Source organism: Streptococcus sp. KHUD_015 (assembly GCF_051106265.1).
GTDB lineage: Bacteria > Bacillota > Bacilli > Lactobacillales > Streptococcaceae > Streptococcus.
On sequence record NZ_CP193665.1, the window covers coordinates 63,569 to 83,623 of the forward strand.

General features: G+C 39.2%; 5 protein-coding genes. 4 read left to right on the forward strand and 1 reads right to left on the reverse strand.

Annotated features, from left to right (window positions below; all coding sequences use genetic code 11):
* Nucleotides 1-2: 2 nt before the first annotated feature.
* Nucleotides 3-1,508 (forward strand): zinc ABC transporter substrate-binding lipoprotein AdcA, encoded by a 1,506-nt coding sequence (adcA, locus tag ACORHU_RS00325; RefSeq protein WP_434364522.1) that lies wholly within the window; start codon nt 3-5, stop codon nt 1,506-1,508.
* A 606-nt stretch (nt 1,509-2,114) separates the two neighbouring features.
* Here adcA and ACORHU_RS00330 read toward each other — a convergent pair.
* Complete coding sequence (locus ACORHU_RS00330; RefSeq protein ID WP_000844826.1) at nt 2,115-2,972, reverse strand: 5'-nucleotidase, lipoprotein e(P4) family; 858 nt, start codon at nt 2,970-2,972, stop codon at nt 2,115-2,117.
* A gap of 257 nt (nt 2,973-3,229) precedes the next feature.
* On the opposite strand from ACORHU_RS00330, the gene ACORHU_RS00335 reads away from it, so the two are divergent.
* The 3 genes from ACORHU_RS00335 to ACORHU_RS00345 all read left to right on the forward strand — a co-directional run bounded on the left by ACORHU_RS00335 (nt 3,230) and on the right by ACORHU_RS00345 (nt 20,041).
* Nucleotides 3,230-4,114 carry an SPFH domain-containing protein gene (locus tag ACORHU_RS00335; RefSeq protein WP_025172052.1) on the forward strand — a complete coding sequence of 295 codons (885 nt, stop codon included), beginning with the start codon at nt 3,230-3,232 and terminating at the stop codon, nt 4,112-4,114.
* A 1,157-nt stretch (nt 4,115-5,271) separates the two neighbouring features.
* Entirely contained in the window at nt 5,272-6,207 is a 936-nt protein-coding gene (locus ACORHU_RS00340) for an Rpn family recombination-promoting nuclease/putative transposase (RefSeq protein ID WP_434364523.1), read from the forward strand.
* Nucleotides 6,208-6,811: 604 nt separating this feature from the next.
* Nucleotides 6,812-20,041 (forward strand): YSIRK-type signal peptide-containing protein, encoded by a 13,230-nt coding sequence (locus tag ACORHU_RS00345; RefSeq protein ID WP_434364524.1) that lies wholly within the window; start codon nt 6,812-6,814, stop codon nt 20,039-20,041.
* Nucleotides 20,042-20,055 lie beyond the last annotated feature (14 nt).

Below are 20,055 nucleotides of genomic sequence, written 5' to 3' on the forward strand. Positions count from 1 at the left end.
ACGTGAAAAAAATTAGCTTATTGCTAGCCAGTCTATGTGCCTTGTTTTTAGTGGCTTGTTCCAATCAAAAGCAGGCAGATGGCAAACTAAATATCGTGACAACCTTTTACCCTGTCTATGAATTTACCAAGCAAGTCGCAGGAGATACGGCTAATGTAGAACTCCTCATCGGTGCTGGTACTGAACCCCATGAATACGAACCCTCTGCCAAGGCAGTTGCCAAAATCCAAGACGCAGATACCTTCGTTTATGAAAATGAAAACATGGAAACATGGGTTCCTAAATTGCTAGATACTTTGGATAAGAAAAAAGTGAAAACCATCAAGGCGACAGGCGATACGTTGCTCTTGCCAGGTAGCGAGGAAGAAGAGGGCGACCATGACCATGGAGAAGAAGGCCATCACCATGAGTACGATCCCCATGTTTGGTTATCACCAGTTCGTGCCATTAAACTAGTAGAGCACATCCGTGATAGCTTATCAGCAGATTATCCGGATAAAAAAGAGACCTTTGAGAAGAATGCAGCTGCTTATATCGAAAAATTGCAAGCCTTGGATAAGGCTTATACAGAAGGCTTGTCTCAAGCCAAAAAAAAGAGCTTTGTGACTCAGCACGCAGCCTTTAACTATCTTGCTTTGGACTATGGGCTCAAACAAGTCGCAATCTCAGGCCTCTCTCCAGATGCAGAACCATCAGCAGCTCGCTTGGCAGAATTGACAGAGTACGTCAAGAAAAATAAAATTGCCTATATCTACTTTGAAGAGAATGCTTCACAAGCCCTTGCTAACACACTTTCAAAAGAAGCAGGTGTCAAAACAGATGTCCTCAATCCTTTAGAAAGTCTGACAGAAGAGGATACCAAGGCTGGAGAAAACTACATTTCCGTGATGGAGAAAAACCTCAAGGCTCTGAAACAAACAACGGACCAAGAAGGCCCAGCAATCGAGCCTGAAAAGGCAGAGGATACCAAGACAGTCCAAAATGGTTATTTTGAGGATACAGCTGTCAAGGATCGCACCTTGAGTGACTATGCAGGTAACTGGCAATCAGTTTATCCTTTCCTTGAAGATGGTACTTTTGATCAGGTCTTTGATTACAAGGCTAAGTTGACTGGTAAGATGACTCAGGCTGAGTACAAGGCCTACTATACAAAAGGCTATCAGACAGATGTCACTAAGATCAACATTGCTGATAATACTATGGAATTTGTTCAAGGTGGACAAAGTAAGAAATTCACCTACAAGTATGTTGGTAAGAAAATCTTGAATTACAAGAAAGGTAATCGTGGCGTGCGCTTCCTCTTTGAAGCCACAGATGCAGACGCTGGACAGTTCAAGTATGTTCAGTTTAGTGACCACAATATCGCCCCAGTTAAGGCAGAACATTTCCATATCTTCTTTGGAGGCACAAGCCAAGAAGCTCTCTTTGAAGAAATGGACAACTGGCCAACCTATTATCCAGATAATTTATCTGGACAAGAAATTGCTCAAGAAATGTTGGCGCATTGATGAGAAACCGACTAGTTCATAGGAGCTAGTCGGTTTTTGGGTACTAGATGGCTAACTTCATTATAGGACTTTAAAAAATAAATAAAACTCTTGAAATATTTGGGCTTATATGCTAGAATGTAATTATCGTATAAGGTTCATTAGAACACCAAAGCCCCTAACTACTGTCATAGTTAAGGGCTTTTTTGACGTATCTTAGAGATTTAACGGGTGTTTATAGGCTAGTCATTCGGTCTACTTCTTACTATCTAGCCATCTGCAGACGAAATACAAGATAATTCCTGCTATAACATCTGCTATAATAGTAAGAGCAAGCTCAGGTATAAGGCTCATTAGTTTCACCTCCTCTCACGAACCGTAAGGAACGTAATCGGTAACCGATGACAAAAATAGTATACCACATTAAATTTGGATCATCAATATTGTTTAATTTTTGAAATATAGGGGATAGGCAAAAAATCTTTAAAATCAAAAAACGTATAGTATCAGATGTTATATCAATTATAAAAATGGATAGGAAAGTTTTCTGATTATCAGAATTCCTTCCTATCCACTTTTTGAAGATTGTAAGTTAGCCTAATTTTATGTAGAATCAGCTTATTTGTTTTATTTATCAAAACCTTGCAAGGCTTTTTGGCGTTCTTCTACTTGACCTTTAGCATCTAGTTTGTTACCGCCGTATACAGCTGATTCCCATGATCCGTACATTGGATTTGGGAAGATGATGAATTTTTCACCGAATTCTTTTTGCAATTCTTCAAGTTGTTTATCACGGTCAGATTCAGAAGTCTTAGAAAAATCTGCAAAGTCTACGAGGTTATCACCAAATAATAAGATAAGATTTGTTTTTTCTTGAACTTTTTGGCGACGACCTTCTTTGGATTTTACACCACTTTCTAAGAACATGAGATGATCACGTCCTTGAACAGGAATTCCTTCACTTTCAAGATTTTTAATGGTAGCATCTACTTGATTAGCTGAGCGGTCAGAAATATAGTAGATTTGGACACCGTTTTGATCAGCAAACTGAAGAAAATCCTTGGCACCTGGGACGGCTTTTGCTGCAGCTTTTTGAACCCAAACATCCCAATTTTCAGGTGTGAATGCTGTACCATCTTTGACATTTTGTACTTGATAAGGGCTATTATCTAGGACAGTTTCGTCCAAGTCTAAAACGATAGAGTAAGGTTTGTCTGATTCTGTTTTGAGCAATTCCTTTAGGTGATTTGTTGCAACGTTATAACCCTGTATGTATAAAGCTTTAGTTTCAGCTGATTTTTGGTACCAAAGGGTTGACATAGTGTTTTCTCTTGACCGTAGTTGGTCATATGTCATTGTAATCTGATTGTCAGATGAGCTATTATTGTTTGTCTGTGTTTCTGTAGACTTTGTTGCACAACTAGCCAATAAGACGACAGAAGCAAGTGCAGAAAGGATGGTAACAGTAGTTTTTGCTGTTTTCATGAAATATCTCCTATTATTAATTTCAATCACTAGTATAGCACGAGGGAAAAGTTAAGGCAAGTTATTCCCTGACTATTGATGTAGATTCTATAGAAGTGAATGTAATGAAAAAAGCGATTACTAACTTGAAATGTAGTTTCACCTCTAATTATTGACATTTCAGGAAAAATCGCAGTAAAAAGTGCACAACCTTCTTTAAATGTGCTATAATACAGGAAAAAATAATAATGGAGGTCACGATAATGGCAACATTTTTGATGATTTTTGTGGTGGTTTGTGTGCTCCTATTGGTGATAGTCACACTGAGTACAGTTTATGTGGTTCGTCAGCAGTCGGTGGCGATTATTGAACGCTTTGGGAAATACCAAAAGGTTGCCAATAGCGGTATTCACATTCGCTTGCCTTTTGGGATTGACTCGATTGCAGCGCGGATTCAGTTGCGCTTGTTGCAAAGCGATATTGTGGTTGAGACTAAGACCAAGGACAATGTGTTCGTTATGATGAATGTGGCGACCCAGTACCGTGTCAATGAGCAGAGCGTGACAGATGCCTACTATAAACTCATGCGTCCAGAATCTCAGATTAAATCTTATATCGAAGACGCCCTTCGCTCTTCTGTTCCCAAATTAACCTTGGATGAATTGTTTGAGAAAAAAGATGAGATTGCCCTTGAAGTTCAACACCAAGTAGCAGAAGAAATGACTACTTATGGTTATATTATCGTGAAAACCTTGATTACCAAGGTCGAACCAGATGCAGAAGTTAAGCAATCCATGAATGAAATCAATGCAGCGCAACGCAAGCGGGTCGCAGCGCAAGAGTTGGCGGAAGCCGATAAGATTAAAATTGTCACTGCAGCTGAAGCCGAAGCAGAAAAAGACCGCCTTCATGGTGTGGGGATTGCCCAACAGCGTAAGGCGATTGTGGATGGATTGGCAGAGTCTATCACCGAACTCAAGGAAGCCAATGTTGGCATGACAGAAGAACAAATCATGTCCATCCTCTTGACCAACCAGTATTTGGATACCTTGAACACTTTTGCTGCAAAAGGCAATCAAACCATCTTTTTACCAAATACGCCAAATGGTGTTGATGATATCCGTACACAAATCTTGTCAGCCCTCCGTGCTGAGAAGAAATAATAGACTAAAGAGCTTGGCAACAGGCTCTTTTTGCATTGCGTTTGTTAAGAAAAGCAAAGAACATTGATATACATTTAACTAAAATTATTGTATGTTGTTTTTCTTAATTTGGAATGATAAGGGAATAACTAGAAAGATTTGTGAATACAAACTATTTCTGATATACAGTAATAATGAATATTCAGAGAGGTGGTTTTTGCGCTTGTGTAAGATTTGAGCTTGTTTCTTGAAAATTACAGTTTGTATGAACATGAAGTGATTATCAGACTTTTCCACAGATTTATAAGAGTGGGAACATCTCATTAACCTTAGAGATAATAGACAACTGAGAGTGGAACGGTTCCTAAAAATTGGGTAATTCACAGAAGTTATCAACAACTTGTGGATAATCATGGGGATAGATCTGTTTGATTATTTCTAAATGGAGTTTATAGATTCTTCTTTTTGAATTGATAGTCTATTCCATGTAGCAAATTAAAGGGAGAAGTAGGATAATCTTTGTAAACAATACTGTTTCATACTCTTCGAAAATCTCTTCAAACTAGGTCAGCTTCCATCTGCAACCTCAAAACACTGTTTTGAGCAGCCTGCGGCTAGCTTCCTAGTTTCCTATTTGATTTTCATTGATTATTACTTGCTGACGAGGAGAGAATTTTAATTATTAGCTAGGAGGGGAGGGGCTTTGGTAGAGAATAGTACTTAGTGAGAAGAGTCAAGACTTTTAACAATGTAATAAGAAACTTTTGAGGATGTTTAGTTATCAACAACTTTATCCACAGCTGTGGATAAAGTTGTTGATAAGATGGTGTAGTTCAATATACTGGTTCGTGTCAGTGAAAGTAGCTCCTCTTTAGAAGAGGCTAAGATTTGAGCTTAACTGGATACAGGTGGGTATGGTGTAGTTTAAAGTCCGACAGGTTCAAGCTGGGGAAACTAAAAAAATCTGATCATACTAACTCTGAGTTTGGCTACTGCTAGAACTTTGAATCTCTATCTAAATCTGACTTTGGATGGACAGCTGATTGATCAAGCTCATATTTTAGTTGAAACGAGATAAAATATCTTCACAATTCATTTCCTTTCCGAATAAATAGATAGAACCATCGAATCTAACAAAATTAGATTTAAAAATATGGTATAATAGAAGGAGGAAATGGATGATTCTCAGACATCCGGGCATCAGCCCAACTAATGACTTGGTTGCTAAGAAAATTTTTAGCAATCCAGAGATCACTTGTCAATTTATCCGCGATATGCTGGACTTACCAGCCAAAAATGTAACCATTTTGGAGGGAAGCAACATTCACGTCTTGCCTTCCCTGCCGTACTCAGCTCAGGATTTCTATACCAGTATAGACGTCTTAGCGGAGTTGGACAATGGGACACAGGTTATTATTGAAATTCAGGTACATCATCAGAATTTTTTCATCAATCGCCTGTGGGCTTACCTTTGCAGTCAGGTCAATCAAAACCTAGAAAAAATTCGTCAACGTGAAGGTGACACCCACCAGAGTTACAAGCATATCGCTCCTGTTTACGCCATTGCAATTGTGGACAGCAATTATTTCTCAGATGACCTGGCTTTTCATAGCTTTAGCATGCGAGAGGATTCGACAGGTGAGGTCTTAACTATCATAAATAATGGTCAAGAAAACCATCTAGTCAAGATGGCATTCTTAGAACTAAAAAAATACAGAGAAACCAGCAAAGACGAGGTTCGTAAACCGTGGTTGGAGTTTTTCGGGAATAAACCCTTTACTCAAGAACCCGAGCGAGCTATCAGTCAAGCAGACCAACTGCTGGACTACAAGAGCTGGTCCGAGGAGGACAGGAAGATGTTTAGCCAACTACGTATGCGAGAAGAACAAGCCTTGTTAGCACAGGACTATGCCTTGGAACAAGCTGAAGAAAAAGGCTTGGAGCGTGGTCGAGAAGAAGGTATTAAACAAGGTTTAGAACGTGGTCTTGAACAGGGACTGGAGCGTGGGAAACTCTTTGCCTTCCTGGATATGGTCCGTCAAGGTCTTTTGACACCTGAGGTTGCGAGTAAGCAATTAGGTATGACCGTTGCTGAGTTTGAGGCCTTACTATAAATGAGAATGGGGACATGTTATCGAACTAGATAGCATGTTTTGTTTTAAGCCAATAGTCAATGTTTGTTTTCGTTTTTTTAAACTTATACTCTTCGAAAATCTCTTCAAACTACGTCAATGTCGCCTTACCGTATATATGTTACTGACTTCGTCAGTTCTATCTACAACCTCAAAGCAGTGCTTTGAGCTGACTTCGTCAGTTCTATTCACAACCTCAAAACATTGTTTTGAGCAGCCTGCGGCTAGCTTCCTAGTTTGCTCTTTGATTTTCATTGAGTATTACTCGAATTATAATTATATATATGTAAAATCTTATGCAATTAAGTATAAATTTCAGAAAATACAATAGCATAATATTGCGATTAAATATATATATTTAAATGTAAAAAAACGCAAAATTAAACTGTCTGAAAATTTCCTACGTTTTCAAAACGTTTTTTCTTTTTTTAGAAATTTTGAAGTCGAAAAGTTTGCATATATATTGAAAATAAGATAGAATATGAGTGTAGGTTTCTGCATACACAAGAGAATAGTGCTTATTCTTTTTAAGTAATAAATTTTGTTATGTAGAAGCTAAATCAACTAATTCCAAAAGGAGAAAAAAATGGAACACAAAAACTCCATGAGTCGTGTTGAACGTTTGCACCGTGAAAAGGTCACGCGTTATTCGATTCGTAAATATAGCTTTGGAGCGGCTAGTGTAGCAGTCGCTGCTCTTTTCATGTTCTTAGGTAATGGAGCTGTATCAGCTAATGAGCTAAGCAAACAAGATACACCATCTGTAGAAGCTCCAGCTTTGAACAAAACCCAACTTGAAAGCTACATTTCAGAAATTGAGACAAAACTTTCTAACGGTTCTTACGATAACAAAACGGAAGAAAGTGTTGGAGTATTAAAAGCTGACTTAGAATCTGCAAAAGCTACATTAGTGAACGCAACTACTCAAGCTCAACTAACAGAGGCTTACAATAAACTTGTCACTACAGTAAGCTCAAAATTAAAAAACAAACCTGTAGATAAAAAAGAAACTCCAGCAGTAGATACTACTGAAGGTAAACCAACTGTAGGTAAAAAAGCAGAAAACACTGAGAAAAAATCAGAATCTAACTCAATCGAAAACACAGGATCTAAGGACCCACGTAACGGTAAAGAGATGGATAAAGATAATGCGTTACGTACAGAAACTTCAAAAACTGTAGATAACATTACTTACACTGCAGAGTTTTCAAATGATACTACAAAAGAAATCTATGTTTATAACAAAGAAGAAGCTAATGTAGAATTTAAAATCAACTCATCAACAAACAAAGTAACATACGCTGAAGTAACACAAGCATCAAATCAAAAGTTCAAAACTGTAAATGATACAACTGTAACAGATGGATATGGATATAATTTCAATAAAATCACCACAGAAACAGATACACCATTAACAGTAAGAATGACAGGTCAACCGAATGATTTTATCATGAGTCAACCTGACTATAATAAAACTGAAGACCAAAATTTTGCAATGGGTGACCGTTACCTTCGCATAATTGCAAAAGATGGTTCTACAATGTCAACTAATAGTAGTGGTGCAAATGCAGATGGATACTTCAGAATTGTTCTTAAGTCTCAAACATACAAATATAGTATCAAGTTACCAGAATCAAATGCTGATAAGATTGGTATTTCGAATGTCGATAATCCAACTGATGCAGATATTACCAAAATCAAAAACGAAATTAAAATTAAATATTCTGATAAAGCAACTACAGAAGATGCTCGACTAGCGTCTCACAAAGGAGAAGTCTTAGCAGATAGATCTTCAGTAGTGAAAGACGTCGCTGTTGCAAATGGAACAGTTACTGTTACCTATCAAGATGACTCAGTAGACACTACTCCAGTTTCAAGTGTTGCACGTACAAATGAAGCACCAACAGTATCTATCCCATATTCAGATCCAGCTCTAGATAAAAAAGATATTTATATCTACAATGGAGAGGAAGTTGATATAGATATTACATTTAATGATGATTCAGGAAAAATTCAATCAGCTGCCCTTAAAAGAGGTGGAAATATTGCGTTAAGAGATATTGGTGAAAATAAACAAGATAATGAATGGGGACTTGTTACAACTGTAATTAAAAATGAAACTACTACACCAGCAACAATTAAAATAACAGGAACAGTTAAAGGAGTACCAGATAATAAAATTCCAAAAACAGAGAGTCAAGCTTTACCTATAGTATCACGTTTTGCAACAGCAACAGATTTAGATGGTAAATACATTGAAAATCAAGCAACAAAGTTTAATGCCGGGACTAACATTGTTTCAGAATCTTATAAAACTGACCCAGGTGCTTTTACAATCACATTAAAAGCACAAACAGCAAAATATGATATTAAAACTCCAGCTTCAGCTGATAAAGTAACCGTATCAGATGCTAACAATATTTCCAATGAAGATTTTGAGAAAATTAAAGCGAAAGTTAAAATTGAATATTCTAACAATAATATAGATATGCGTTTAGCTGATAAAAAAGGTGAAGTAGTAGATAACCAAACTGAGCGTATTGAAAGCATTGAAAGAGAAGGAAATAATGTTGTAGTAACATATAAAGATGGTTCTAAAGATACAAAAGCATTAGCAGATTTTGTAAACGTAGCTCCAAAAGTAGAAGTTCCATATTCAAATCAAACTGAGAAACAAGTCTACGTTTATACAGGTGAAAATACTGATTTAACTTTCAAAGGTACAGATGAAAAAGAAATTAAAGATCTTTACCTACGTGGACCTGGAGATCTTTCAGGGAATAATGCAGCAGGCTATGGATTACCAACAGGTAAAGTTGAAAATGGTGAAGTGACTGGTGAAGGTTCAGTATCTGAAGATAAGACATCAGCTACTATCAAGATGACTGGGAAAACTAATCTAGCAGCTGGTAAAGAGTGGACAAGTTTTATTGTTTCTAAAGATAACGATGGCAAACTTTCAAACACTGATTACAGAGCGCTAGATGTAGATCCTAACGCTAAAGAAAAACCAGGATATGCTCGATTCGTAGTTAAAAATCAAACATCTAAATACGATATAGCAACTCCAACTGAAAAAGTTGCTGTAACAGACCCAGCTAACGTAACGCAAGATGAGTTAGATAAAATCAAAGAAAAATTACAAATTGAGTATTCTAAGAGAAATGATGATGCTAACTTAGCAGAGAAAAAAGGTAAAGCTGTAGATGCTGAAGATGCTAAGACTAAGATTAAATCAGTAGAAAAAGATAACGCTGGAAATCTTGTAGTAACATACACAGACGGATCTAAAGATACAAGACCGTTATCAGATTTTGTAGCTAAAAATCCAGAAGTAACTCCAGTTAAAGATCCAGCAAACTTAACAGACGCAGAAAAAACTAAAGTAGAAGAAGCCGTTAAGAAAGCTAACCCAACAGCAACGAAAGTTGAAGTAGGTAACGATGGAACAACAACTGTAACCTTCCCAGACGGATCAACAGCAAAACTAACACCAGAGAAGACAGCTAAAACAGCTGACTCAAATGGTCTTGTAGATCCAGAAGTAACTCCAGTTAAAGATCCAGCAAACTTAACAGACGCAGAAAAAACTAAAGTAGAAGAAGCCGTTAAGAAAGCTAACCCAACAGCAACGAAAGTTGAAGTAGGTAACGATGGAACAACAACTGTAACCTTCCCAGACGGATCAACAGCAAAACTAACACCAGAGAAGACAGCTAAAACAGCTGACTCAAATGGTCTTGTAGATCCAGAAGTAACTCCAGTTAAAGATCCAGCAAACTTAACAGACGCAGAAAAAACTAAAGTAGAAGAAGCCGTTAAGAAAGCTAACCCAACAGCAACGAAAGTTGAAGTAGGTAACGATGGAACAACAACTGTAACCTTCCCAGACGGATCAACAGCAAAACTAACACCAGAGAAGACAGCTAAAACAGCTGACTCAAATGGTCTTGTAGATCCAGAAGTAACTCCAGTTAAAGATCCAGCAAACTTAACAGACGCAGAAAAAACTAAAGTAGAAGAAGCCGTTAAGAAAGCTAACCCAACAGCAACGAAAGTTGAAGTAGGTAACGATGGAACAACAACTGTAACCTTCCCAGACGGATCAACAGCAAAACTAACACCAGAGAAGACAGCTAAAACAGCTGACTCAAATGGTCTTGTAGATCCAGAAGTAACTCCAGTTAAAGATCCAGCAAACTTAACAGACGCAGAAAAAACTAAAGTAGAAGAAGCCGTTAAGAAAGCTAACCCAACAGCAACGAAAGTTGAAGTAGGTAACGATGGAACAACAACTGTAACCTTCCCAGACGGATCAACAGCAAAACTAACACCAGAGAAGACAGCTAAAACAGCTGACTCAAATGGTCTTGTAGATCCAGAAGTAACTCCAGTTAAAGATCCAGCAAACTTAACAGACGCAGAAAAAACTAAAGTAGAAGAAGCCGTTAAGAAAGCTAACCCAACAGCAACGAAAGTTGAAGTAGGTAACGATGGAACAACAACTGTAACCTTCCCAGACGGATCAACAGCAAAACTAACACCAGAGAAGACAGCTAAAACAGCTGACTCAAATGGTCTTGTAGATCCAGAAGTAACTCCAGTTAAAGATCCAGCAAACTTAACAGACGCAGAAAAAACTAAAGTAGAAGAAGCCGTTAAGAAAGCTAACCCAACAGCAACGAAAGTTGAAGTAGGTAACGATGGAACAACAACTGTAACCTTCCCAGACGGATCAACAGCAAAACTAACACCAGAGAAGACAGCTAAAACAGCTGACTCAAATGGTCTTGTAGATCCAGAAGTAACTCCAGTTAAAGATCCAGCAAACTTAACAGACGCAGAAAAAACTAAAGTAGAAGAAGCCGTTAAGAAAGCTAACCCAACAGCAACGAAAGTTGAAGTAGGTAACGATGGAACAACAACTGTAACCTTCCCAGACGGATCAACAGCAAAACTAACACCAGAGAAGACAGCTAAAACAGCTGACTCAAATGGTCTTGTAGATCCAGAAGTAACTCCAGTTAAAGATCCAGCAAACTTAACAGACGCAGAAAAAACTAAAGTAGAAGAAGCCGTTAAGAAAGCTAACCCAACAGCAACGAAAGTTGAAGTAGGTAACGATGGAACAACAACTGTAACCTTCCCAGACGGATCAACAGCAAAACTAACACCAGAGAAGACAGCTAAAACAGCTGACTCAAATGGTCTTGTAGATCCAGAAGTAACTCCAGTTAAAGATCCAGCAAACTTAACAGACGCAGAAAAAACTAAAGTAGAAGAAGCCGTTAAGAAAGCTAACCCAACAGCAACGAAAGTTGAAGTAGGTAACGATGGAACAACAACTGTAACCTTCCCAGACGGATCAACAGCAAAACTAACACCAGAGAAGACAGCTAAAACAGCTGACTCAAATGGTCTTGTAGATCCAGAAGTAACTCCAGTTAAAGATCCAGCAAACTTAACAGACGCAGAAAAAACTAAAGTAGAAGAAGCCGTTAAGAAAGCTAACCCAACAGCAACGAAAGTTGAAGTAGGTAACGATGGAACAACAACTGTAACCTTCCCAGACGGATCAACAGCAAAACTAACACCAGAGAAGACAGCTAAAACAGCTGACTCAAATGGTCTTGTAGATCCAGAAGTAACTCCAGTTAAAGATCCAGCAAACTTAACAGACGCAGAAAAAACTAAAGTAGAAGAAGCCGTTAAGAAAGCTAACCCAACAGCAACGAAAGTTGAAGTAGGTAACGATGGAACAACAACTGTAACCTTCCCAGACGGATCAACAGCAAAACTAACACCAGAGAAGACAGCTAAAACAGCTGACTCAAATGGTCTTGTAGATCCAGAAGTAACTCCAGTTAAAGATCCAGCAAACTTAACAGACGCAGAAAAAACTAAAGTAGAAGAAGCCGTTAAGAAAGCTAACCCAACAGCAACGAAAGTTGAAGTAGGTAACGATGGAACAACAACTGTAACCTTCCCAGACGGATCAACAGCAAAACTAACACCAGAGAAGACAGCTAAAACAGCTGACTCAAATGGTCTTGTAGATCCAGAAGTAACTCCAGTTAAAGATCCAGCAAACTTAACAGACGCAGAAAAAACTAAAGTAGAAGAAGCCGTTAAGAAAGCTAACCCAACAGCAACGAAAGTTGAAGTAGGTAACGATGGAACAACAACTGTAACCTTCCCAGACGGATCAACAGCAAAACTAACACCAGAGAAGACAGCTAAAACAGCTGACTCAAATGGTCTTGTAGATCCAGAAGTAACTCCAGTTAAAGATCCAGCAAACTTAACAGACGCAGAAAAAACTAAAGTAGAAGAAGCCGTTAAGAAAGCTAACCCAACAGCAACGAAAGTTGAAGTAGGTAACGATGGAACAACAACTGTAACCTTCCCAGACGGATCAACAGCAAAACTAACACCAGAGAAGACAGCTAAAACAGCTGACTCAAATGGTCTTGTAGATCCAGAAGTAACTCCAGTTAAAGATCCAGCAAACTTAACAGACGCAGAAAAAACTAAAGTAGAAGAAGCCGTTAAGAAAGCTAACCCAACAGCAACGAAAGTTGAAGTAGGTAACGATGGAACAACAACTGTAACCTTCCCAGACGGATCAACAGCAAAACTAACACCAGAGAAGACAGCTAAAACAGCTGACTCAAATGGTCTTGTAGATCCAGAAGTAACTCCAGTTAAAGATCCAGCAAACTTAACAGACGCAGAAAAAACTAAAGTAGAAGAAGCCGTTAAGAAAGCTAACCCAACAGCAACGAAAGTTGAAGTAGGTAACGATGGAACAACAACTGTAACCTTCCCAGACGGATCAACAGCAAAACTAACACCAGAGAAGACAGCTAAAACAGCTGACTCAAATGGTCTTGTAGATCCAGAAGTAACTCCAGTTAAAGATCCAGCAAACTTAACAGACGCAGAAAAAACTAAAGTAGAAGAAGCCGTTAAGAAAGCTAACCCAACAGCAACGAAAGTTGAAGTAGGTAACGATGGAACAACAACTGTAACCTTCCCAGACGGATCAACAGCAAAACTAACACCAGAGAAGACAGCTAAAACAGCTGACTCAAATGGTCTTGTAGATCCAGAAGTAACTCCAGTTAAAGATCCAGCAAACTTAACAGACGCAGAAAAAACTAAAGTAGAAGAAGCCGTTAAGAAAGCTAACCCAACAGCAACGAAAGTTGAAGTAGGTAACGATGGAACAACAACTGTAACCTTCCCAGACGGATCAACAGCAAAACTAACACCAGAGAAGACAGCTAAAACAGCTGACTCAAATGGTCTTGTAGATCCAGAAGTAACTCCAGTTAAAGATCCAGCAAACTTAACAGACGCAGAAAAAACTAAAGTAGAAGAAGCCGTTAAGAAAGCTAACCCAACAGCAACGAAAGTTGAAGTAGGTAACGATGGAACAACAACTGTAACCTTCCCAGACGGATCAACAGCAAAACTAACACCAGAGAAGACAGCTAAAACAGCTGACTCAAATGGTCTTGTAGATCCAGAAGTAACTCCAGTTAAAGATCCAGCAAACTTAACAGACGCAGAAAAAACTAAAGTAGAAGAAGCCGTTAAGAAAGCTAACCCAACAGCAACGAAAGTTGAAGTAGGTAACGATGGAACAACAACTGTAACCTTCCCAGACGGATCAACAGCAAAACTAACACCAGAGAAGACAGCTAAAACAGCTGACTCAAATGGTCTTGTAGATCCAGAAGTAACTCCAGTTAAAGATCCAGCAAACTTAACAGACGCAGAAAAAACTAAAGTAGAAGAAGCCGTTAAGAAAGCTAACCCAACAGCAACGAAAGTTGAAGTAGGTAACGATGGAACAACAACTGTAACCTTCCCAGACGGATCAACAGCAAAACTAACACCAGAGAAGACAGCTAAAACAGCTGACTCAAATGGTCTTGTAGATCCAGAAGTAACTCCAGTTAAAGATCCAGCTAACTTGACAGACGCTGAAAAAGCTAAAGTAGCAGACGAAGTTAAGAAAGCTAACCCAACAGCGAAAGATGTTGAAGTAGGTAAAGATGGAACAGCGACTGTAACCTTCCCAGATGGATCAACAGCAGAAATCCCAGCAGCTAAAGCAGTTGAGAAAGCTAAAGATGCAGAAGGCGTTAAAGATCCAGAAGCTAAGACACCAGTTAAAGATCCAGCTAACTTAACAGATGCAGAAAAAGCTAAAGTAGCAGACGAAGTTAAGAAATCTAACCCAACAGCGAAAGATGTTGAAGTAGGTAAAGATGGAACAGCGACTGTAACCTTCCCAGATGGATCAACAGCAGAAATCCCAGCAGCTAAAGCAGTTGAGAAAGCTAAAGATGCAGAAGGCGTTAAAGATCCAGAAGCTAAGACACCAGTTAAAGATCCAGCTAACTTAACAGACGCAGAAAAAGCTAAAGTAGCAGACGAAGTTAAGAAATCTAACCCAACAGCGAAAGATGTTGAAGTAGGTAAAGATGGAACAGCGACTGTAACCTTCCCAGATGGATCAACAGCAGTAATCCCAGCAGCTAAAGCAGTTGAGAAAGCTAAAGATGCAGAAGGCGTTAAAGATCCAGAAGCTAAGACACCAGTTAAAGATCCAGCTAACTTAACAGACGCAGAAAAAGCTAAAGTAGCAGACGAAGTTAAGAAATCTAACCCAACAGCGAAAGATGTTGAAGTAGGTAAAGATGGAACAGCGACTGTAACCTTCCCAGATGGATCAACAGCAGAAATCCCAGCAGCTAAAGCAGTTGAGAAAGCTAAAGATGCAGAAGGCGTTAAAGATCCAGAAGCTAAGACACCAGTTAAAGATCCAGCTAACTTAACAGACGCAGAAAAAGCTAAAGTAGCAGACGAAGTTAAGAAATCTAACCCAACAGCGAAAGATGTTGAAGTAGGTAAAGATGGAACAGCGACTGTAACCTTCCCAGATGGATCAACAGCAGAAATCCCAGCAGCTAAAGCAGTTGAGAAAGCTAAAGATGCAGAAGGCGTTAAAGATCCAGAAGCTAAGACACCAGTTAAAGATCCAGCTAACTTAACAGACGCAGAAAAAGCTAAAGTAGCAGACGAAGTTAAGAAATCTAACCCAACAGCGAAAGATGTTGAAGTAGGTAAAGATGGAACAGCGACTGTAACCTTCCCAGATGGATCAACAGCAGTAATCCCAGCAGCTAAAGCAGTTGAGAAAGCTAAAGATGCAGAAGGCGTTAAAGATCCAGAAGCTAAGACACCAGTTAAAGATCCAGCTAACTTAACAGACGCAGAAAAAGCTAAAGTAGCAGACGAAGTTAAGAAAGCTAACCCAACAGCGAAAGATGTTGAAGTAGGTAAAGATGGAACAGCGACTGTAACCTTCCCAGATGGATCAACAGCAGAAATCCCAGCAGCTAAAGCAGTTGAGAAAGCTAAAGATGCAGAAGGCGTTAAAGATCCAGAAGCTAAGACACCAGTTAAAGATCCAGCTAACTTGACAGACGCTGAAAAAGCTAAAGTAGCAGACGAAGTTAAGAAAGCTAACCCAACAGCGAAAGATGTTGAAGTAGGTAAAGATGGAACAGCGACTGTAACCTTCCCAGATGGATCAACAGCAGAAATCCCAGCAGCTAAAGCAGTTGAGAAAGCTAAAGATGCAGAAGGCGTTAAAGATCCAGAAGCTAAGACACCAGTTAAAGATCCAGCTAACTTGACAGACGCTGAAAAAGCTAAAGTAGCAGACGAAGTTAAGAAAGCTAACCCAACAGCGAAAGATGTTGAAGTAGGTAAAGATGGAACAGCGACTGTAACCTTCCCAGATGGATCAACGACAACAGTAACACCAGATAAGACAGTTAAATCAGCTGACTCAAATGGTGCTAAAGACCCATCAGTAACACCAGTTAAAGATCCAGCAAACTTAACAGACGCAGAAAAAGCTAAGGTAGCAGACGAAGTTAAGAAAGCTAACCCAACAGCGAAAGATGTTGAAGTAGGTAACGATGGAACAACAACTGTAACATTCCCAGACGGATCAACGACAACAGTAACACCAGATAAGACAGTTAAATCAGCTGACTCAAATGGTGCTAAAGACCCATCAGTAACACCAGTTAAAGATCCAGCAAACTTAACAGACGCAGAAAAAGCTAAGGTAGCAGACGAAGTTAAGAAATCTAACCCAACAGCGAAAGGTGTTGAAGTAGGTAAAGATGGAACAGTGACTGTAACCTTCCCAGATGGTTCAACGACAACAGTAACACCAGATAAGACAGTTAAATCAGCTGACTCAAATGGTGCTAAAGACCCATCAGTAACACCAGTTAAAGATCCAGCAAACTTAACAGACGCAGAAAAAGCTAAAGTAGCAGACGAAGTTAAGAAAGCTAACCCAACAGCGAAAGATGTTGAAGTAGGTAACGATGGAACAACAACTGTAACATTCCCAGACGGATCAACAACAAAAGTAACACCAGATAAGACAGTTAAATCAGCTGACTCAAATGGAGTTAAAGATCCAGAAGCAACACCAGTTAAAGATCCAGCTAACTTAACAGATGCAGAAAAAGCTAAAGTAGCAGACGAAGTTAAGAAATCTAACCCAACAGCGAAAGATGTTAAAGTAGGAAAAGATGGAACAGCGACTGTAACATTCCCAGATGGAACAACAACAACAGTAACACCAGATAAGACAGTTAAATCAGCTGACTCAAATGGAGTTAAAGATCCATCAGTAACACCAGTTAAAGATCCAGCTAACTTAACAGATGCAGAAAAAGCTAAAGTAGCAGACGAAGTTAAGAAATCTAACCCAACAGCGAAAGATGTTAAAGTAGGTAAAGATGGAACAGCGACTGTAACCTTCCCAGATGGATCAACAGCAGAAATCCCAGCAGCTAAAGCAGTTGAGAAAGCTAAAGATGCAGAAGGCGTTAAAGATCCAGAAGCTAAGACACCAGTTAAAGATCCAGCTAACTTAACAGACGCAGAAAAAGCTAAAGTAGCAGACGAAGTTAAGAAATCTAACCCAACAGCGAAAGATGTTGAAGTAGGTAAAGATGGAACAGCGACTGTAACCTTCCCAGATGGATCAACGACAACAGTAACACCAGATAAGACAGTTAAATCAGCTGACTCAAATGGTGCTAAAGACCCATCAGTAACACCAGTTAAAGATCCAGCAAACTTAACAGACGCAGAAAAAGCTAAGGTAGCAGACGAAGTTAAGAAAGCTAACCCAACAGCGAAAGATGTTGAAGTAGGTAACGATGGAACAACAACTGTAACATTCCCAGACGGATCAACAACAAAAGTAACACCAGATAAGACAGTTAAATCAGCTGACTCAAATGGAGTTAAAGATCCAGAAGCAACACCAGTTAAAGATCCAGCTAACTTAACAGATGCAGAAAAAGCTAAAGTAGCAGACGAAGTTAAGAAATCTAACCCAACAGCGAAAGGTGTTGAAGTAGGTAAAGATGGAACAGTGACTGTAACCTTCCCAGATGGTTCAACGACAACAGTAACACCAGATAAGACAGTTAAATCAGCTGACTCAAATGGTGCTAAAGACCCATCAGTAACACCAGTTAAAGATCCAGCAAACTTAACAGACGCAGAAAAAGCTAAAGTAGCAGACGAAGTTAAGAAAGCTAACCCAACAGCGAAAGATGTTGAAGTAGGTAACGATGGAACAACAACTGTAACATTCCCAGACGGATCAACAACAAAAGTAACACCAGATAAGACAGTTAAATCAGCTGACTCAAATGGAGTTAAAGATCCAGAAGCAACACCAGTTAAAGATCCAGCTAACTTAACAGATGCAGAAAAAGCTAAAGTAGCAGACGAAGTTAAGAAATCTAACCCAACAGCGAAAGATGTTAAAGTAGGAAAAGATGGAACAGCGACTGTAACATTCCCAGATGGAACAACAACAACAGTAACACCAGATAAGACAGTTAAATCAGCTGACTCAAATGGAGTTAAAGATCCAGAAGCAACACCAGTTAAAGATCCAGCTAACTTAACAGATGCAGAAAAAGCTAAAGTAGCAGACGAAGTTAAGAAATCTAACCCAACAGCGAAAGGTGTTGAAGTAGGTAAAGATGGAACAGTGACTGTAACCTTCCCAGATGGTTCAACGACAACAGTAACACCAGATAAGACAGTTAAATCAGCTGACTCAAATGGTGCTAAAGACCCATCAGTAACACCAGTTAAAGATCCAGCAAACTTAACAGACGCAGAAAAAGCTAAAGTAGCAGACGAAGTTAAGAAAGCTAACCCAACAGCGAAAGATGTTGAAGTAGGTAACGATGGAACAACAACTGTAACATTCCCAGACGGATCAACAACAAAAGTAACACCAGATAAGACAGTTAAATCAGCTGACTCAAATGGAGTTAAAGATCCAGAAGCAACACCAGTTAAAGATCCAGCTAACTTAACAGATGCAGAAAAAGCTAAAGTAGCAGACGAAGTTAAGAAATCTAACCCAACAGCGAAAGATGTTAAAGTAGGAAAAGATGGAACAGCGACTGTAACATTCCCAGATGGAACAACAACAACAGTAACACCAGATAAGACAGTTAAATCAGCTGACTCAAATGGAGTTAAAGATCCATCAGTAACACCAGTTAAAGATCCAGCTAACTTAACAGATGCAGAAAAAGCTAAAGTAGCAGACGAAGTTAAGAAATCTAACCCAACAGCGAAAGATGTTAAAGTAGGTAAAGATGGAACAGCGACTGTAACCTTCCCAGATGGATCAACAGCAGAAATCCCAGCAGCTAAAGCAGTTGAGAAAGCTAAAGATGCAGAAGGCGTTAAAGATCCAGAAGCTAAGACACCAGTTAAAGATCCAGCTAACTTAACAGACGCAGAAAAAGCTAAAGTAGCAGACGAAGTTAAGAAATCTAACCCAACAGCGAAAGATGTTGAAGTAGGTAAAGATGGAACAGCGACTGTAACCTTCCCAGATGGATCAACAGCAGAAATCCCAGCAGCTAAAGCAGTTGAGAAAGCTAAAGATGCAGAAGGCGTTAAAGATCCAGAAGCTAAGACACCAGTTAAAGATCCAGCTAACTTAACAGACGCAGAAAAAGCTAAAGTAGCAGACGAAGTTAAGAAATCTAACCCAACAGCGAAAGATGTTGAAGTAGGTAAAGATGGAACAGCGACTGTAACCTTCCCAGATGGATCAACAGCAGTAATCCCAGCTGATAAAGCAGTAGCGAAAGCTAAGGATGCAGAAGGTGTTCAAAATCCAAGTACACCAGCTACAGATGCAGGTAAGAACACACCAGTAGCGCAGGATCAAACAGCTAAACCAGCCAACAAGTCTAAAGATTCAGAAGGCGTTAAGGCTCCATCAGCGACATCAGTTAAGGATCCAAGCAACTTGACAGACGCAGAAAAAGCTAAGGTAGCAGACGAAGTTAAGAAATCTAACCCAACAGCAACAGATGTTAAAGTTGGCAAAGATGGAACAACAACTGTAACCTTCCCAGATGGCTCAACAGCAGTAATTCCAGCTGATAAAGCAGTAGCGAAAGCTAATGATTCAGAAGGAGTTAAAGATCCATCAGCAACAGCGGTTAAAGATCCAAGCAATTTGACAGACGCTGACAAAGCTAAGGCAGCATCTAATGCTAGCCAAGCAACATCAGCTCAAGCAAATGCGCGTAAAGGAGCTAAAGAATTACCAAATACAGGTACAGCAGATTCTACTGTAGCTATGGTAGCAGCTGCAGCAAGTGCATTACTTGGTCTTGGTCTTGCAGGTCGTCGTCGTAAAGAAGACGAAGAAGCTTAATTGGTAGATTGTTT